The following is a 16651-nucleotide window of genomic DNA, read 5'->3' as shown; positions in this document are numbered from 1 at the left end:
ACAACGGACATAGTCTTGATGGCATTCACGGCATGACCATAAAATTCTCGGCAACGAAGTCGTCATCGCGGACGATTACGTCGAGACGACGACATGGCGAAACCAGAGCATTTAGTCGAGCCAGTTGCACCGCCCGCGACAAACCTGTCCTCGATGAGCACTTTGAGGTCAGATGAATAGACAGAAAAAACGCTCCTGGGCCATCATCATCGGCTTTGCTGTATGTTTGGTCTTGGCCGTCGCCCAGCTTGGGCTGTCGGTCGCTGTCTATTTCGGATGGCATCCTTAGCGGTCGTCGCCCGGCCAAGGATTATCGTGATGCGAACTTCCGACCAGTTTTGTTTTTTTGCTTATTGTCCCCCAGATCCGGCTCGCAGCTGTGTTTTGGGTCAGCGGAAGATCGAATCGGCAGACCACCAGAACGACTGTCTTGCTAATACCGGAGGGAAGCAGCCAAGTCGCCCAATGCGATATGGCGCAGCGCTGCAATCTCGGTGACGGGGCACTTGATCGCCATTTCCGCGTTTGGGCTACTTTCGGCTGGGACCCCTGCCTCCGCCATCCGAGCAGAGCATTGCTGTTAAAATGGTAGTGGCTGGGCATGGCCGGAAGCAGACGTTGACGTCACGCTCCATGCCACGCCCGACTTCATCAATCGCCGTGCACATATTGTCGTAGATGCGGCCGCCGACGACGAAGACGCGCAACGCTTGTTTTGTTGGCATCAAAACAGCATCTCGTGCGTCGGTAGCAAAGTAGGCCCGGACGATGAAGGCGCTGCTGTAGCTACGCTTTGTATGCGCCACCTGCAGTTTGGTGCACTCATTGCCGATGATCGCCCAGTCTTCCGACCAATCAAACTGGAAGGCTTCACCGGGTCCGAATGTCCCGCGTCCCGTCGTCTGGAGCTCTCGCTGTCGTCTGCTTCCATTCCCGAGCAAAGGCAGCGAAACGGCAACAGGATCCGTCGTAGCCTTAGCAAATCGGAGTGCTGTTGCTTCCAGGTCCGCTTCTCTGCGATTTGTGGGTTTCCGTCTTCGGCCAGGCTGACCCAAGGAACAATTCCAGTTCATCGGAGACGCCGCGGCGCCGAAGATGCGTACAAGAACGGCGAAGACAAGGTTCATTGCTCTGGCCGTGCTCCCATCATCGCAATTCCGAGCCTCAAAGGCGCCGCACGTAGCCCTTGAAGCTCAGGAAAGCGCCCAGCGTACCGATGAACAGCGCCACCAACATAGTGGCGGCACGGCCGCTATAGATGGTCGAACCCGCGGCAATTGCCACCTGCGGCACGGCAATGCGGAGGATGCCCCCGATTGTCATCAGCCAGCCGAGCAGCGTAATGATCACTCGCCAGTCCACCTGCCATCTATTGTGCAGGTTGACGATCGTGAGGCCAGCGAGCAGGGACAATACCCCGGACAGATAGAACAGGATGCCAAAATGCAGCGCCTCCGCGATCATGGTCTCATACATGCCAAGATTGATCAGCATCCCCAGCCAGACCGCCACAAATGTCGGCCCAAGGAGCCTGGCAAGAAATAACGATCGATCCAAGAGGCACCTCCATATCCGCTGGCGGCACTCCAGCTTCGCTTGACGCTAAAGGCCGCAAACCCCACCAACTAGCGGGTTATTTTTTGCCGTGCATCGTTTCCTCGGACTTAAGGTTTGGATCGAGCGTCGCGGCCAACCGGGGAACGCAGACGCGAAAGCGCCAGCGCCAAAACACTTCCAACGATGTCGATCGACGTCTCTGGCGCCGAGGGGCGATTACTGGGATCGAATGCGAGCCCAATGACGGCACCCCAGCCCTCCCCCGTTGCGACGGGCCAAAAGTCAAAGCGCGAGCCCAAGGCGGGATAGACGCCAGCGCGCGCGACAGTGCCCACCTCCAACGACAATCGCGCCGCCTCGAAGTCTGCCTCCTCTGGCTGCAGGCCGCCGACGCTTTTGACGGAAATCACCTTACCCTCCGCAACGAGCATCACAGTGGCGGGAACCTGGAACAGCGCAGCGAGAGTTTGAGACGTGACCGAGATAAGCGTATTCGTGCTGTCCGCCGCCACGACGTCGCGACTGTAGGCTTGCAACACAGTCGCCTGCCTTCTGAGAAGGGCCGCATCCGCCGCTCTGCGCCTAGAGGTGAACGCAATGCCACTCACAATCAGTCCGACGAGAAACAGCAGGCAAATGGCCCAGATATTTGCCGGGTCGTCGACGACCAGTGTATAGCGTGGCTCGGTCAGAAAGAAGTTATAGGCGAGAGCACCGAGTACGGCCGAGCAGAGCGACGGCCCAAAGCCGAAGGAAACGCCCGCGACGATCACCGGCACCACAAATACGAGTGAGACGTTCGGTATCGTCAAACCTCTATCGATGCCGACCGCCACGACCGCCGCGATGGCGGTCATTGTGAACGAAGCAAGATACCCCACCAGCGCCGAGGCCTCCCATGGTCGCGAGTCCGGGAGTGGATCGGTAACCGGCATCGTTGTAACTTCTGGTTCCAGCTTCGATTCAACATCGGCCATTGCATCACCTCCTGCCCAGTATACGGTCGCGGCGCCGCAACCATGGAACCGGTCGCGGCACGCGAAGTTGCATGTTGTTAGGGGAGTTAGTCTCGACCGTATAAATATTCCATGTGTCTGGGGACGAGATCGAAAAAAGTCGTTACGTCGGCAAGATTCCGGGAAATGACTTCGATGACGAAATCAAAATAGGCGGCCTCTTCCCTCTTCCATCAGCTTGCCACGGACGACGTCTACCGATTCCCAGCGTTGGACGAGATGTGCGCGGCACTCGCAGCCGCGGGCTTTCCCATCGCGCTACCCGCGGAGGCGACGATAGCATAGAAGACCGCCGCGATCCTCATTGTCGCAACAAAGACCGGGGCCGCTCCTGAAGGGCGGCCGCACCAGGCCAAGGCGTGAACCCCGCGGACGTCTTAGTCGTCCATCAGCGCTTCATCCTGCTGCTCCGCGAACGCCTCCCCGACGAGCGCATGGCGGCCGAGCAGCCCGACATCCTCCAATCCTTCGATGTCAGGAAGATCGCGCAGCGTCTCGAGACCAAAGACGGAGAGGAAATGTTTTGTTGTCACATAGGCGTAGGGTGCACCTGGCGTCGGGCTGCGCGGCCCTGACGATATGAAACCAGCGCCGCGCAATGCACCGATCGTATCACGGGATACTTCCTTGCCGAAGATCTTCGAGAGATCGCTCCGTGTCACCGGTTGGAAATATCCCACAGCCATCAGCACCATCGCCTCGAACTCCGAAAGCGTCGCCGCCCCTCCCCGCGTCGGCGCCGCCGAAGCCCGGATCGTCTCCGCGAAGCGAATCCGGGTGCGGTGCTGCCAGCCGCCGGCGACCGACACCAGTTCGTAGGGTCGGTCTCGCAGTTCCTCGACAAGATCGTCGATGATGAGATCGATGCTGCAGTCTTTGCCGACGACGCGTGCCAGCGTTTCTCGGCTGACCGGCTCGGCCGAGGCAAAGATCACCGCCTCGACCCGCAGCATCCATTCCCGCCAGCGCAGCTCCGCAGGCAAATCCTCCAGCTCGCGATCGTATAGGACATCGTCCTGGGGATTCTTTTTGGCGTGGCGCTTCGGCTGCGGTGTCGCGCTCATAGCGGCCACCTCACAATCCAAAAATCCGGAAGGAGGAGCGGCCGGAGAGTTCGCGCACGGCGCCAAAGCCCTCCAGCCGTTCGAACAGCCGCGTGGCGGCCCAGCGGGACAGGTTGGCGCCCGGCGCGGAGGCGGGCACGGCGTCCTCGTCGAGCAGTTTGCGGATCACCGATGCCGCTCCCTTCGTCCGAACCTTTGGCGCCGCCGCGACCAGCTGCTCGGCACGGCGGGCAATGTCGCCGGCCGACCGCAGCGCCGCGCCGGCGCCCGAGACCAGCGCCAGGCACACCGCCCGCTCAAAGCCGTCGTCGCCGGGCCGCAACCGCCCGCGACCTCCGGGGGTGCGGAAAGCGGCGCCAAAACGCTCCGCCATCAACAGCGGCACACAAAAATCCCAGCCGAGCTTTTCGGCCAAAAGCCGGTCGGCTAGCCACCAGGCGAGGATTTCGGCGTCGGGGCGGAGCGCGCAGATGTTTGCCACCAATGTGGCGGCAGCAAACGGCGCGGCGCTCGGCGACTGCAGGGCATCGTCGAACCGGTCGGCGATGTCGCTCACTCCCTCCCGACGCAACCCCATCAGATCGGTCAGGTCCTCGAGGATTTTGCTGCCGATCGTCCGTTTCCGGTCCGCCAGCGTTTGGAAAGCCAAAGCCAGGCGTCCGGCCGGTCCCGGATCGTCGCCGGGAGCGGTCCGCAGAATGGCGTCGCGCAGCGCCGATTGTTCCTCGTTACGGCCGATCAACCGAACCGCGGACGCACCGCAGGCGAGCGCCTGGCGGGATCGCCAGCAGCCCATCCACACAGGCGCGGTGCGGACGAGATCATCCAAGGATTTCAAGGCGATGCCGGCGGCGAAGGCGGCGTCGGCATCGCTCGGTTCGCGCCCGCGCGCCAATGTCCAGCCGGGCAGCTTGGCTGGCCAGGCCGGCGGCGTCGAAAGGGTGGGCACAAACGAATCCATGCGGCAGAACATAGAACATACGTGCGGTTTACACCAGATACCTACCATAAAACCGCACCGCCTGTCTGAAACAAACTATGTCCAATAACCTTCCATTATCGGACATATGATGGTAGGCTCTTGAACCATGCAAAATCCCCCGGCCAACACGCCCAAAATCGACAATATTGATGACGGCGACCTTCCCGCTGGCGGCGATCTCGTCATCGAAACCGGCGCCTCGCCCTCCGCCCCGCGGCCTACACCTCGTGTCGAAGCCCTGGTCGCGACCGCAACGGCCTACGCCAACGCCGCCAGTTCCGAAAACACCCGCGATGCCTACGCCAAGGACTGGCGGCATTTCACCGCCTGGTGCCGCCGCGAAGGTTTCGAGCCGATGCCGCCGTCGAGCCAGGTGATCGGCCTCTATATCGGTGCCTGTGCCGCCGGTGATCAGAAACGCAATACCCCTGCCCTGTCGGTGGCGACGATCGAGCGGCGCCTGTCCGGGCTGGCCTGGAACTTTACCCAGCGCGGCACGCCGATGGATCGCTCCGACCGGCATATTGCCACGGTCCTCGCCGGCATCCGCCGCAAGCACGCCAAGCCGCCGCGGCAAAAGGAGGCGGTGCTCGGCGAAGACATCAAGGCGATGGTCGACACGCTCGGTCATGATCTGCGCGGCCTGCGCGACCGGGCCATTCTGCTCCTGGGCTTCGCCGGTGGCCTGCGGCGATCTGAGATCGTCGGTCTCGACGTCGCCCGCGACGACCATCTGGATGGGAACCACAGCGACGGCCGTGGCTGGATCGAGATTTTTCCCGGACAAGGCGTGCTGCTGACGTTGCGCGGCAAAACCGGCTGGCGCCAGGTCGAGGTCGGCCGCGGCGCCTCCGACCAGACATGTCCCCTTGCTGCCGTCGAGCGCTGGATCCGCTTTGGCCGGATCGCCAGAGGTCCCCTCTTCCGCCGCATCTTCAAGGACAACAAGACGATCGACGTCGAGCGGCTCTCCGACAAACATGTCGCCCGGCTGGTCAAGCAGACCGCGCTTGCCGCCGGCGTCCGTTCCGATCTGCCGGAAGAGGAACGGGCCGGGCTGTTCGCCGGCCACTCGCTGCGCGCCGGGCTTGCCTCCTCCGCCGAGATCGAGGAGCGCTACGTGCAGAAGCAGTTGGGGCACGCCTCAGCCGAAATGACTCGCAAATATCAGCGCCGACGCGACCGCTTCCGCACCAATCTCACCAAGGCGTCAGGGCTTTAAGAGGCCCCTCCCCCGCCGCCAGCATGAAATCGTTAGCTCAAAAATGCGGGCTGGGTTTTTAGCTTAGCGCTTCAATTGAAATCGGGAAGTAAAAGCCACAGCGGGGGTGACATCGAAATGCGGCAAGGTCTGGATGGCGGATTGGCGTGATATTAACCTGTTGAATTCATGGTAAATACATCATTAACGAGAAGCTATATCCATACTTACTTCTGCTACTTTTGACCATTCTGAGTTATGCTTCTAACCATCGATAAGTATCAGGTATCGATAGTGATGGATTCTGACTCGCAGAGAAGGTTTGTCGGTCGCCCAGGATGGGCGGAAACGCCTGGTTTTCCGGGCTTTCCAGCCGATTTCGGCCGGGTTGACCGGAATTCGGCAAGCAGAATTCGACGGCCGCCTTCCGCGCAAACGGCCAATCGTAGTTCCTGAATTGAGTTTCCGCACCGTCCACCTGGCTCTCGGTCCGAGAGGGCACTCCGAAACCGCTGGTTTTCCGGCATTTCCGCCACCGGAGCCCGCTGGCGGGCGTTTGCCTATGTGGACGCTCCGTTGCTCGTCCATGATGGCGTTTCGACTCTGGCGGGTCTCTATTCGGTAGATAAAACACGCTTGCAACCGATCCTTTTCTCACGCATTCCTTGTCTGTACAAAGCACCAAAAAGTCGCGCGAGAAAATTATGGCAAAACGGCTAGCCACCAATCCATCGCCGGCCCCCAAACGTCTTATCGGCTATGCACGCGTCTCGACCGACGATCAGGTCCATGACGCGCAGATGGACGAGTTGCGCGCCGCCGGCTGTGAGCGGATTTTTCAGGAGCACGGATCTGGCGCTTCACGGGCCCGACCGGTTCTGACGAGACTGCTCGGCGAGCTCGCTGCCGGCGACGTACTTGTTGTTGTCCGGCTGGATCGCCTCGCCCGTTCAGTCAGCCATCTGTTGCAGGTGATCGAGGACCTTGAAGAGCGCGGCGTTCATTTCCGATCGATCCGCGATCCGATCGACACGTCCACGCCACAGGGCATGTTTTCTCTTCAGGTTCTCGGGGCCGTCGCACAGCTCGAACGGGCTCTGATCGCCGAACGAACCAAAGCCGGTATCAAAGCGGCAAAAGCGCGTGGCAAGTTGCCGGGCAACCCAGGACTTCGCGAGCGGCGCCCGGAGGCGATCAAGGCAGTCTCGAAGGCGCGAGAAAAACTTTATCTCGACGAGCTGATTTCGTCCGCCCAAACCTGGCTACCAATGGTCCGGCAGCTTCGTCCCCAGCATAGCTGGGACAGTGTCGTTCGGGTCCTCAATCGCCGCGGCCATGACTGGACGGTGGAACGACTGCGCCGCGCGGTGCATCGGATGGTCCGCGAGAAGCTTGCCGACCCCGAGCTCCTGGCACGCTCGCCCCGCCGCGCTCCAGAAGATTATCTGATGAAGCTCGTTGCGGCGATTACCATTGCCGATCCCGGCCTGTCGCTACGCGACATTGCCGCGCAACTGGATCAGATGGGCGAGCGGCCAGCGCGCGGTGGGCGCAAATGGCAGCCTTCTTCTGTTCGTCACCTGCTGGATGAGGCACATCGGTTTGGCCTCATCCGTCATTGAGGGCGCGGAGCATCAACTTGCCGATTGCCCGGTTTCTTGCGCGCCCTGTTTTTGACGGCAAAGATGCCAGTCTTGGCTCTCAACGATGCCGCAGGCGCGCTGACGGTATTCGGTTTCCGTCCGGAGTTTTATGGCTGACGCTGCCCGCGTTGGTAAAAAGACCCTATGATACTCTGGGGCCGGCCCACGCTCGAATTGCCGAAAGGCCTCGCGAACAGAGGGAGAGTGTCGAGCCGTCTTGGAAGCGTCCTCAGAGAGGAGGTCTGCGATGGCCGTAATGGTCACGGCTCGCCATGCCCGTGGAAGGCTGGTCAGCGGCGCCGTGCCTGCAGTGACTGGCGGCCGTTGACCATGGGGCAGCGGTAAACCCAGCGAGACGATGTATGGCGTTCCTTCCGGACGAATGACCGCGTCGCGGGCAACGGCCTTTTGCCAGGCCATCTCGCCGCTGACCATTCTATCGGGTGCCTGCGCCATTGAGCCTCCCAGCCGGAAGGCCGGCTTGGCCATCATCAATCGCTGCTGACCTCATACTGCTCGCCGACCATGACAGCTGGAAGACGTTGGCATATTTCTCCGCTCCAGAGACTGCTGTCGGCCATTTGCGGATCATTGTCCTCGCGACGTTCAGGTTTGGCGATAAGAGAGCACGACGATTAGTTCAAAGACGACTGCATTTTGTCCCGAAGATGCAGGAACGTTCGCTCCACAAAAAGCCAGAGAACGGCCGCGACGACAAAGCTTGCGATCAGATAGGCGAAAAAACCGAAGGTGCCTTGCAGATTCTCCTCTCCGACAACGAGGCGCGTGACGTGAAAGACGGACTTGTGCGTGAGATAAAGGCTGTAGGACAGCGTTGCTACAAGAGCTGCACCCGGCACGGGCCAGCGGCTGAGAACGTGCTCAAGATCGAGCATGGCGCAGAACAGCAGTGCGATGCCGATCGAGATCAGCGGGAAGCCCGCAACCGCGCCGAGTTGCGCCTGAAACACCGGAAAGATGCCTTGTCCTGCCAGGGGACCTCGATCGACAAAGCAGATGAGCGCTGTGATCACAAAGATCAGACCTGAAGGTATCGTGAGCTTTGGCGGCAGATATTGCCTGCAGAGCTCCGGCTTGAAGAAGCGGGCGGCTGCAAGCAAGACGCCGAACAGCAACCCATCCAAGCGTGTGTAAGTTGGATAGTAGATATCGCGGAGGTATGTCGCAAAGGCCGGGCGCAACTGGCCCTCTGTGACGAGGGTGCCAACCTGCATATCCCAGATCACGTAACGCAGTCCGATCCCGGCGAGTGTCAACAGTCCTGCGAGCGCAAGCACCCATCCCGTGCCAACGCGCTTATACAGGAGAAGAACCAGCAAGGGCAGGACGAGATAGAACTGCTCTTCGACGGCAAGCGTCCATGCCTGAGAAAAAGCGTTGCCCTCCCTCGGGTCGAACCCGAGATTGACCGTGAAGGTCGCGAATTTCCAGAGAGGCTGCATCGCTGAATTGTCGCGAAGGACTGGAACTAACGCGTAAAGGCCAAGGACCACGAAGAAGGCCGGAAAGATGCGGAACGCTCGCCGGAGGTAAAACGATTTGAAATCGACTGCCCCCGTGCGCGTCACTTCCTTGAACAGTTGCGTGCCGATCAGGTAGCCGCTGAGCACAAAGAAGATATCAACGCCGAGCCAGCCATATTCGCGGACGGTTACCAATGTGCCGGGCGTGGCGTTCAACGGAAGGTGGACAAGCATCACCAGCAAGATCGCCAGGGAGCGCAGGATATCGGGCCCAACCATCCGCGTGCCCGTTGTCACGACTCCCGTATGCGAGAGCAACGGAACATTGGCTGCATGCGAATTGTTCGTGGTGGCGAGCATGGTCATGCGCAACTCTCCGGCAGTTTCATGGCAAAGGCTGATGCCGGTTAGCTTACCGATCAATGGTTGCGATGGAATGGGGTGTAATTGAAACCGCTAATTAACCTAAATTTTTCGTAAAATTATAGCGAACCATTTCTTTTCTGTGCTGTCCTTTTCTGCGCTGTCGTAGACCGAAAAGTTGCGATGATTGGGTACTGCCGCATTCCTGTCGACCAGGAAGATTCCGGTGAACCTAGAGGACCAAAAAGTCTATCGATAGAATGAAATGAGTTCCGCTCAATCACGCTAATCGACACCGATAAAGTCGGAGCAAATCACAGCGCGAGAGCCATCTCATGCCGAAGCCAAAGGCTGAAATTCGTCGCCCATCATCTTTGGAATCCGGTCGGACGGACCGAAGATCCCGACCACGGCATGCCGGCTGGGGTCGAGGCTGGGCTACGCATTCAAGGCTGTTGCGGGCCGACGGTCCGCACGCGCCCGACACGGTGCGTCGGCTGACCTCGTTGTCGATTCTGACACGCTGGCGCGGCCTGACAGGATCTTTCTCCGCTCCCTCCCTGAAATCCGCGCTACTAATAACAGCGCAGCGCGACTGGTCACCTAGTCGTTATCCCCTGGATGTGACCGTAGTGAGCGATAAAGCCCTCGCTGTGCAGGGCTTTGTCGGCAATCCGCCAAGCCAAGCGCAGCCCCGCGAGTCCAACGTAACCCCGCGAACGTGCGCTCCTCGTCACTAGTGGCTACGGAGCGCTGTCTTGCTGTGTCCAATTTCCATTCCACGCGTTATGGATTTCCCATCTATGACTTACTTTCCCTACGGTTTGCGAGTGATACCGCCCGGTCCAATCGCAGCGGAACGCACTTGCGATAGCAGTTGGCTTAGGTAGAATACCGAATAATAGGAACCAAGGAACCAAGCATGGCGCTGAGCATCAAAGACGCCGAGACGGAACGCCTCGCTAAGGCGCTCGCCGAGAAAACCGGAGAGACGATTACCATGGCCACGCGCCGCGCCTTGGAAGAGCGGCTGCGGCGTCTCGCCAATGCAGGAAATCGCACCGTTCTATTGGAGGAGCTCGCCGCCAGCCGCAGACGCTGGGGTAAGCTGACGGTTCTCGATAACCGTACTGTCGACGAGATTCTGGGCTATGACGAAAACGGACTTCCCGGCTGATGGTGATCGACACATCCGCGGTCGTGGCGATTGCCTTTGGCGAACCGGAAGCTGAAGCATTCGAGGCAAAGATTGTTGATGCTCCACGGCGCTTCATGACAGCGGCCTCCGTCCTTGAGTTGGCAATCGTGATAGAAGCGCGCATGGGTGAGGCAGGCGCTGCGGAACTGGATTTGTGGCTTCACAAAGCCGGCGTCGAAATCGTCTCGGTCGACACCGACCAGATCGCGATCGCGCGACGAGCTTGGCGTGCCTTTGGTAAAGGACGTCATCCGGCAGGTTTGAACTATGGCGACTGCTTCTCGTATGCGCTGGCAAAGACCCGTGGCGAGCCGCTCCTTTTCAAGGGCGATGATTTCTCGCGAACAGACATCGAAACAGTGTGAAGTGGTTCGGTGACAAGCCCGCGAGGGCTTTGAGGGCCTACCAATCAGATCAAAGTTGGACCACAACAGCGCGTACGCACAACTCAACGCGCCGGGCAACTTTGCCCGACACCCCTGAAGAAATTCTGAAAGGCACCTGATGGAAATCGAAACGGTCGCGATCGAAACCCGGAATGATTTCGCGCAATGGGCAATCGAGCGGGCGCGCGCGATCGTCGCCGAGCAAGGCGGGAACCTGGCGATTGCGGCGCGCGATATGGACGAGCAGGCAATCGCGGCGAGCGGAAACGCACTCGGAAGCGCCATAACCGAGGCTCTCCTGGAAATATTCGACGCTCTTATGCCAGAAGGCGACGATTAAGCTCAGTGCTCCATGCGACTACCTAGCGAAGAGATCATGGGAAAAAACCTCGGTCCGATTGAAGCTCAGCCCTATCTCAAGCAAATTCTCCGCAAACCAAGGAGTTTCACGAATGCAGTCTGGCTTGGCGACCGTCATTATCGCGGATGACGGCTACAGCGAACATGTCGCCTTTGAGCTGACAAACAGATCTGGGCTGATCTTCGCCCGCCAGGAGTTTCTCGTGCGCGCGAAGAACGCCAGGAATGTGCGCCTGTCACTTTTGACCGCCCGCTCAGAACATACCATTCGCATCGGTAATATCGATGCAAGCTGCGCCAGTTTCTCCATCCTTCAGGACCTTACGCCCTCCTGAAAATCTGCACAGCCGGTCGATACGCTCGCACCGCACTGTCAAACTCCCTTCACGATCCCCATCTACGTCGGGCTTTGAAGTGGAGTGCTCAATGACGAAACCCTGGACAACAAGCCGCGGCCCGATTACGGCAAACGAGGCAGATCTTGCCAAGGCGCGCGCCATCAATGCCCTCCTCCTGCGCCCCATCGAGATTCTGCCGGCCAAAATCGGCGACCCGATCCGGCCTTTCGCACTCGGTCTCTGGAACGACATCCGCCCTCTCCTCAAGCCTGAGGTCGGCGTCACGAAGCTGCGCCGCGCAACGGGAGCTTATCTGCATTCCAAGCGGTATTTCTTCGCAACAGCCCAACCCGACTCGATGCGCTTCAACCTGCAAGGCGATCCTGCCGAACCCGTGTCGGACGTCGACCGGATTGCTGCGCAGGAGCGCTTTCAGAGCCTCACGGGTGGCAGCGCCGCGACGGCACAGAATGCCGCGGTGTCTCCCCCTCCTCTCACCAAGAGCGAGCAGATTCGAGCGGCTTTGCTCACGCGTCTCAACGAGAAAACTGCGCTCACTGAGCGATAATCTGACAATCCTGTCGGACAATCCGGTCCGCTGGTCTATCGCGCCGTGGGCGTGCAGCAGCGCCATCGGCTTAGGGTCGAGCGAGAACTCATTCGCCGGCGGAGTAGATGGCAGCCCTGTCCGGATTACTGCCGATAGTTCCCTGCGCCTGGCAACAAACGCCCAAATCGGACGGCGGCCGCTCCCCTCTTTCCGGGGGCGATAGAACCATCTCGGTCTCAGACTGTGCAGATCACGTCGAGCCAGCGTAACCCGACGGAGCCCGGGCGTCTCGCCCCGCTTTCGAGATGGCATTTCTGTAATCGTCAAATTTCGCGCGTCTATTGGAAGGACAAGCACTCCTGGACATCAATCTGTTGAGTCTACGCTGCCTGACATACCCGCCACCTCGCTCACAACGCTCAGATGGAGATTGGTCAATTCAGGAGCAGACCAAAGGTTGGGAACACCATCACGGGTCGAACTATCCAAACGTTTAACCGAACAATCTTTTTTCCACACCGGCTTAGTCTAACTTGTCCGTTAAGCCTTCGAATGAACTTGAGAGTCTCGTGCCTACAAAACCCTGACAGCTGTCAGGGTTTTCCTGCCGTGACCAGCTCATACGGCTACACGGATATTTTCCCCATTTGCCCTCAGCAGGGCCATGAGCATCGGCCCGAGCGAAAACTCCCCTCGTCGCGCTCGTGCAGTCAAATCCCGGAGATATCCGCCAGGCGAGTTAATGTGCCCGCCCCTCTCCAGAATGCAGGCCACCGTAGCTGCCGCATTCTCCGGACCCATTGAATCGCAAGCATCCTGATACGCACTGGGGCTTATGCCCAACATCGATCGAACGACCACCGAGGCTGACATAAGTTCACGCCAGCTCGAAACTACTCCGTCCGGCCCGTAAGCGCTGACCTCTGGGCATGCCCGAAGCACCATACCCAACGGAAACGCCTTTATCGCCTCCATGGTAGGTCGCTGTTTTGCCTCAGGCCTCGCCCCCGGCTCGTTTCTAGAGCAAGGTTCAAGTTCATTGCTGGATTCGGTATTTGAATTCTGTATGTGGCGTTCAATTCGGATATCATTGCCGTCCATTTTTTCAGAATTCATCTGCAGTTCCAGCCTGTTGAGGATCTCGGCGCGCAGCATCTCCATTTCCTCGCTGAGGTCTTGCAGATCTCCGATCGTCGGAGTGCGCGGCATGCGTCCGACAAGCTCGAGATACATCGCTTCAATGACTCCCCAGTCTCCCGGAGCACCCTCTTCCATGGCCGCGGATATGAGCTTGCGCACATCCCGGCGGCAGACGGACAGCGTTTCCTTCAGACGGCGGAACCTCGCTCGGTCTGCAGTCACTTGCTGAGCCATCAGAGCGAGCTCCTCGGCGCGAGCAAGCAACGGCGACAGATCGAAGCCATAGGCATCTTCGATCCCGCCAGTGCCATCCTTACGAGCATAGCGCTTCCCGTTGGCGCTGTCCTTGCGATTGATCAATCCTGCCTCGACCAGCGCCGCAAGATGCCGACGCAGCGTCGTACCCGTTATGCCGTGCGCTCGAACCGACAGCTGCGCGTTCGAAGGAAACACGATCATTGTCCGTTCCTGCGACAACGTATTGTCCGGGTAGAAGCTGAGCAGCGCATCAAGAACCGCCAAGGCACGGTCTTGAACCCCAAGCAAAGTCCTTGCCTCGCAGGCGTCCCTGAACACCGCCCATTTGTCGGCCGACTTGCCTTCTTTCATCTCTGCCGTAAGAGCCTGCCTCTTTAACAAGGCAAGCGTCATCGGCCGCCGCCCAAAGGGCGTCGTCACTGTGCCTGTCTGCATTTTCTTTCACCCTTCAAAAGGCAAAAGAAATCCGCTCACCAAAAATACGGTGCCAAGACTCTTGACTGGGATTCGGGGAAATGCGATTCTCTAGTTGTCACACATTGAGAGAGGCTTCCACGACGGCAACGTTTGGGGGCCTTTTTCTTTTGCTGTGTTCCTTTCTTAAAACCTGAACCCTGACAGCTGTCAGGGTTTGTTCGCGCGCAGTTGGGCAAAGCGATCGGCAAGAGCCGGCAGCTCACCTTCAACGAATTTGATGAAATCCCTTCCGAGCGAGCCTTCAGCCGAAATCCGGACGTCTTTCTGCGTACTCACGCAGTCCCCGAACTTCCTGCCGCTGCCATCCAGGATCGGCGTGGGCTCGCGACGACGATCCCCGCCAGGCTTGATAGCATTCAATGCCCGCTGGAACCGCTGATCCGAAATTTCCGCAGGATCGGCTTTCACGACAAGGACTGCCCTGATCGCATCCAAGGCAGCGGATTGTTGCGAAATGGCCTTGGCAAGTTCAAGCCACCTTGGTCGCCCGATCTTAGGCGCTCGCCCGATTGCCTCGATTACATCCGAGGGAACGGCGCGATAGACGCTTCGCATCCTCGCTAGTTCGGCATCCTCGATCGAAAGCGCAGCGTAGATGTCTCGCGGTTTGATGCCGGCGTCATCCATGCGCGAAGCAAATAGAGCTCGTTCAATCCAAGTCAGATCTTGCCGGCTTGCATTTTCGATACCTTGCGCGACGACGAGATCAAGATCGGAAATCTCGACTTCGATCGCCTTTACCGGCTTGCCGAGCTGCTTGGCGGCAAGCCAGCGCCGATGCCCATAAACGATCTGATAACGTTCGGTCGATGACGGATGCTTTCGAATCTGGATCGGGACCTTTTGTCCATCCGTTTCAATCGAGCGTTTGAACGCCTCAAAACTTTCGGTGCCGTCGTCTGGAAGTCGGTCAGGGTAGGGGGAGGGGTCGATCAGCGATGGATCTATCTCCCGGATCGCACCGCCACCCGACTCAACCAGGGCCTTCAGCCGGTCTCGTTCAGTCCTGATATCATCGATTGCTCGGTGGGCTGCGCCAATCACTCCGGCGCCGACGCGATTAACGGCCGGCGGGGGAGGGGAGGGTTGTTGAACAGTAACCTGATCGTTCTCGAGCTCTGCAGACAGCAAACCAAAGCTTGCGACAATGGACTTGCGGGGTGATTTATTCATTCACGCCCCCAGCTGGTGTTGATGAGGCGAACAATAGCCTCGTTGACAGCGTCAACTGCCTCACGAGCACGCTTGTGAGTATCGCGGCCGAGCTGCCCCATCTCAAGCTCGTAGATGGAGCGCTTGGCCAGTCCCGCTGCTTCGACCGCAGTGCTCTCGATCGCCGTCGGCAGCAAAACGTCGGTGCCGAAAAGGTGCCGCATCATTGCGACGACTTGAGACTGGGGGGCGTCATTTGGATTGTGCCTGGTTACCAGGTAGCGGATAAAATCCTGATCGAGCTGAGCGCCGCTTTCGTTGAGGACGCTGATCAAGTCGCCCATCATCAATAGAAACTGGCTCATCGACGCGACATCGAGCATTGCAGGGTGAACTGTAATGATCATGCTCGTTGCAGCGTAAATCGCACTCAGGGTCAGAAAGCCGAGCGATGGAGGCGTGTCGAGAATGACGACGTCGTAATCCGCTTCGACCTCGGAAAGTGCGAGCTTCAGCCGCTCGAAGAAGATCGCTCCGGACGCCGATTTATTCGCCAGGACCCGCGGCGTTTCGTGCTCATACTCCATGACTTCGAGGTTGCCCGGAATAAGATCAACACCGTCGAAATAGGTTTTGCGGATGATGTCACGGATCGGCCGCCGCTCGTTTTCGTCATACCGCAAGGCTGCATAGATCGTTTCGTTCGCCCCAACATCAACTTCCGGCTGGGCTCCGAAAAGCGCTGAAAGCGACGCTTGCGGGTCGAGGTCAAGGGCAAGGACGCGGTAGCCTTGAAGAGCAAGATAGTGTGCCAGGTGCACGCAGGTCGTTGTCTTCGCGCTGCCGCCCTTGAAGTTTGCAATGGCCAGAACCTGCAAATGCTCGCCTTCGCGGCGGCGAGGGAGAAAGCGGAGCGCGTCAGCAGGCTTTTGTTTGGCGAAGAGCTCGCGAAGTTCGTTGATCTGCGCGAGCGTATAGACGCGATGATTGTTTTCGAGCCTGCTCGGGCTCGGACCTCGGCCTTCGCTGGACATCAGCTTCAACGTCGAATCCGGGATCGAGGTCAACTTCGAGACCTCGTTAGTCAGAAACTGACGTAGCACTTTTTCCGACTTCGGCGGATACATGCGCGTACGAAGCTGCTGCAATTGACCAGATAGAAGATTAGCATGCCGAGTGATCTTGCCGCCTGCATCTTCTTTCGAAGCAACTACCGATTCTATCCGTTGCGCTATCGCCATCTTTCCCTCTTGGCGGTTCCGGACCGGTTTTCCGGCCTTTGCCCGCCAAGAGCTAGAACACGATTCTCTGAGTCGGTCCAGAAGAATAGAGTTAACAAAAGCTTAACCGCATTCGCAAAAATGAGAACGCAATCCAGCTAACACGCGATAACCGCACACTTTTTGAACCGCGCGATATTACCACTCCAGCCAGGTTACTCACACATTTGAGAGCAAGCTCCTGGCTGCAGCTGGGCGGAGG

The 16651-nt window shown here is 58.9% G+C and carries 16 protein-coding genes and 1 pseudogene; 8 read left to right on the top strand and 9 right to left on the bottom strand.

Going from position 1 to position 16651, the window contains the following annotated elements; translation table 11 throughout:
* Positions 1-530: 530 nt before the first annotated feature.
* The 5 genes from NBG89_RS31540 to NBG89_RS31520 form a co-directional block, all read right to left on the bottom strand.
* Positions 531-1127, bottom strand: a complete 597-nt coding sequence (locus NBG89_RS31540; protein ID WP_431324837.1) for a hypothetical protein — start codon at positions 1125-1127, stop codon at positions 531-533.
* A 37-nt stretch (positions 1128-1164) separates the two neighbouring features.
* Positions 1165-1557, bottom strand: a complete 393-nt coding sequence (locus tag NBG89_RS31535; protein WP_431324836.1) for a hypothetical protein — start codon at positions 1555-1557, stop codon at positions 1165-1167.
* Between the two features lie 107 nt (positions 1558-1664).
* Positions 1665-2534 (bottom strand): DUF4118 domain-containing protein, encoded by an 870-nt coding sequence (locus NBG89_RS31530; protein WP_431324835.1) that lies wholly within the window; start codon positions 2532-2534, stop codon positions 1665-1667.
* 416 nt (positions 2535-2950) lie between these two features.
* Positions 2951-3637, bottom strand: coding sequence for an SMC-Scp complex subunit ScpB (gene scpB / locus NBG89_RS31525; protein WP_431324834.1), 687 nt, complete (start codon positions 3635-3637; stop codon positions 2951-2953).
* Between the two features lie 10 nt (positions 3638-3647).
* Positions 3648-4610, bottom strand: a complete 963-nt coding sequence (locus NBG89_RS31520; RefSeq protein WP_431324963.1) for a DUF1403 family protein — start codon at positions 4608-4610, stop codon at positions 3648-3650.
* Positions 4611-4725: 115 nt separating this feature from the next.
* Between NBG89_RS31520 and NBG89_RS31515 the strand changes: the two genes are divergently transcribed.
* Positions 4726-5841, top strand: coding sequence for a tyrosine-type recombinase/integrase (locus tag NBG89_RS31515; protein WP_431324833.1), 1116 nt, complete (start codon positions 4726-4728; stop codon positions 5839-5841).
* 683 nt (positions 5842-6524) lie between these two features.
* Positions 6525-7442 (top strand): recombinase family protein, encoded by a 918-nt coding sequence (locus NBG89_RS31510; RefSeq protein WP_431324832.1) that lies wholly within the window; start codon positions 6525-6527, stop codon positions 7440-7442.
* 656 nt (positions 7443-8098) lie between these two features.
* Here the strand turns inward: NBG89_RS31510 and NBG89_RS31505 are convergent.
* Entirely contained in the window at positions 8099-9313 is a 1215-nt protein-coding gene (locus tag NBG89_RS31505) for an acyltransferase family protein (protein ID WP_431324831.1), read from the bottom strand.
* A gap of 348 nt (positions 9314-9661) precedes the next feature.
* Here NBG89_RS31505 and NBG89_RS31500 point away from each other — a divergent pair.
* The 6 genes and pseudogenes from NBG89_RS31500 to NBG89_RS31475 form a co-directional block, all read left to right on the top strand.
* Positions 9662-9915: pseudogene (locus NBG89_RS31500) on the top strand (integrase); the annotation flags it as partial.
* Positions 9916-10232: 317 nt separating this feature from the next.
* The gene (locus tag NBG89_RS31495; protein WP_431324830.1) at positions 10233-10487 is read left to right on the top strand and encodes a type II toxin-antitoxin system VapB family antitoxin; all 255 of its coding nucleotides are present in this window, start codon (positions 10233-10235) and stop codon (positions 10485-10487) included.
* On the top strand, positions 10487-10873 hold the full coding sequence (locus NBG89_RS31490) for a type II toxin-antitoxin system VapC family toxin (RefSeq protein ID WP_431324829.1): 387 nt from the start codon (positions 10487-10489) through the stop codon (positions 10871-10873). Before NBG89_RS31495 ends, NBG89_RS31490 begins: the two co-directional genes overlap by 1 nt.
* Positions 10874-11012: 139 nt before the next feature.
* Positions 11013-11234 (top strand): hypothetical protein, encoded by a 222-nt coding sequence (locus tag NBG89_RS31485; RefSeq protein WP_431324828.1) that lies wholly within the window; start codon positions 11013-11015, stop codon positions 11232-11234.
* A 112-nt stretch (positions 11235-11346) separates the two neighbouring features.
* Entirely contained in the window at positions 11347-11589 is a 243-nt protein-coding gene (locus tag NBG89_RS31480) for a hypothetical protein (protein WP_431324227.1), read from the top strand.
* 91 nt (positions 11590-11680) lie between these two features.
* The gene (locus tag NBG89_RS31475; RefSeq protein WP_431324827.1) at positions 11681-12160 is read left to right on the top strand and encodes a ProQ/FINO family protein; all 480 of its coding nucleotides are present in this window, start codon (positions 11681-11683) and stop codon (positions 12158-12160) included.
* Positions 12161-12760: 600 nt separating this feature from the next.
* Here the strand turns inward: NBG89_RS31475 and repC are convergent.
* The 3 genes from repC to repA form a co-directional block, all read right to left on the bottom strand.
* The gene (repC, locus tag NBG89_RS31470; protein ID WP_431324826.1) at positions 12761-13975 is read right to left on the bottom strand and encodes a plasmid replication protein RepC; all 1215 of its coding nucleotides are present in this window, start codon (positions 13973-13975) and stop codon (positions 12761-12763) included.
* Between the two features lie 189 nt (positions 13976-14164).
* Positions 14165-15190, bottom strand: a complete 1026-nt coding sequence (gene repB / locus NBG89_RS31465; RefSeq protein WP_431324825.1) for a plasmid partitioning protein RepB — start codon at positions 15188-15190, stop codon at positions 14165-14167.
* On the bottom strand, positions 15187-16410 hold the full coding sequence (repA, locus tag NBG89_RS31460) for a plasmid partitioning protein RepA (protein ID WP_431324824.1): 1224 nt from the start codon (positions 16408-16410) through the stop codon (positions 15187-15189). The genes repB and repA overlap by 4 nt, the downstream gene beginning before the upstream one ends.
* Between the last annotated feature and the right edge of the window lie 241 nt (positions 16411-16651).

This window comes from Rhizobium sp. YTU87027, assembly GCF_050644135.1.
GTDB lineage: Bacteria > Pseudomonadota > Alphaproteobacteria > Rhizobiales > Rhizobiaceae > Rhizobium.
The sequence above is the reverse complement of the archived record's forward strand: the minus strand, read 5'-3'. Positions and strand labels throughout refer to the sequence as shown.

Coding starts and splice junctions, on each gene's coding strand:
- NBG89_RS31540 (WP_431324837.1), bottom strand. CDS start 1,127: ATGAACCTTGTCTTCGCCGTTCTTGTACGCATCTTCGGCGCCGCGGCG.
- NBG89_RS31530 (WP_431324835.1), bottom strand. CDS start 2,534: ATGGCCGATGTTGAATCGAAGCTGGAACCAGAAGTTACAACGATGCCG.
- scpB (WP_431324834.1), bottom strand. CDS start 3,637: ATGAGCGCGACACCGCAGCCGAAGCGCCACGCCAAAAAGAATCCCCAG.
- NBG89_RS31520 (WP_431324963.1), bottom strand. CDS start 4,610: ATGTTCTGCCGCATGGATTCGTTTGTGCCCACCCTTTCGACGCCGCCG.
- NBG89_RS31515 (WP_431324833.1), top strand. CDS start 4,726: ATGCAAAATCCCCCGGCCAACACGCCCAAAATCGACAATATTGATGAC.
- NBG89_RS31510 (WP_431324832.1), top strand. CDS start 6,525: ATGGCAAAACGGCTAGCCACCAATCCATCGCCGGCCCCCAAACGTCTT.
- NBG89_RS31505 (WP_431324831.1), bottom strand. CDS start 9,313: ATGACCATGCTCGCCACCACGAACAATTCGCATGCAGCCAATGTTCCG.
- NBG89_RS31495 (WP_431324830.1), top strand. CDS start 10,233: ATGGCGCTGAGCATCAAAGACGCCGAGACGGAACGCCTCGCTAAGGCG.
- NBG89_RS31490 (WP_431324829.1), top strand. CDS start 10,487: ATGGTGATCGACACATCCGCGGTCGTGGCGATTGCCTTTGGCGAACCG.
- NBG89_RS31485 (WP_431324828.1), top strand. CDS start 11,013: ATGGAAATCGAAACGGTCGCGATCGAAACCCGGAATGATTTCGCGCAA.
- NBG89_RS31480 (WP_431324227.1), top strand. CDS start 11,347: ATGCAGTCTGGCTTGGCGACCGTCATTATCGCGGATGACGGCTACAGC.
- NBG89_RS31475 (WP_431324827.1), top strand. CDS start 11,681: ATGACGAAACCCTGGACAACAAGCCGCGGCCCGATTACGGCAAACGAG.
- repC (WP_431324826.1), bottom strand. CDS start 13,975: ATGCAGACAGGCACAGTGACGACGCCCTTTGGGCGGCGGCCGATGACG.
- repB (WP_431324825.1), bottom strand. CDS start 15,190: ATGAATAAATCACCCCGCAAGTCCATTGTCGCAAGCTTTGGTTTGCTG.
- repA (WP_431324824.1), bottom strand. CDS start 16,410: ATGGCGATAGCGCAACGGATAGAATCGGTAGTTGCTTCGAAAGAAGAT.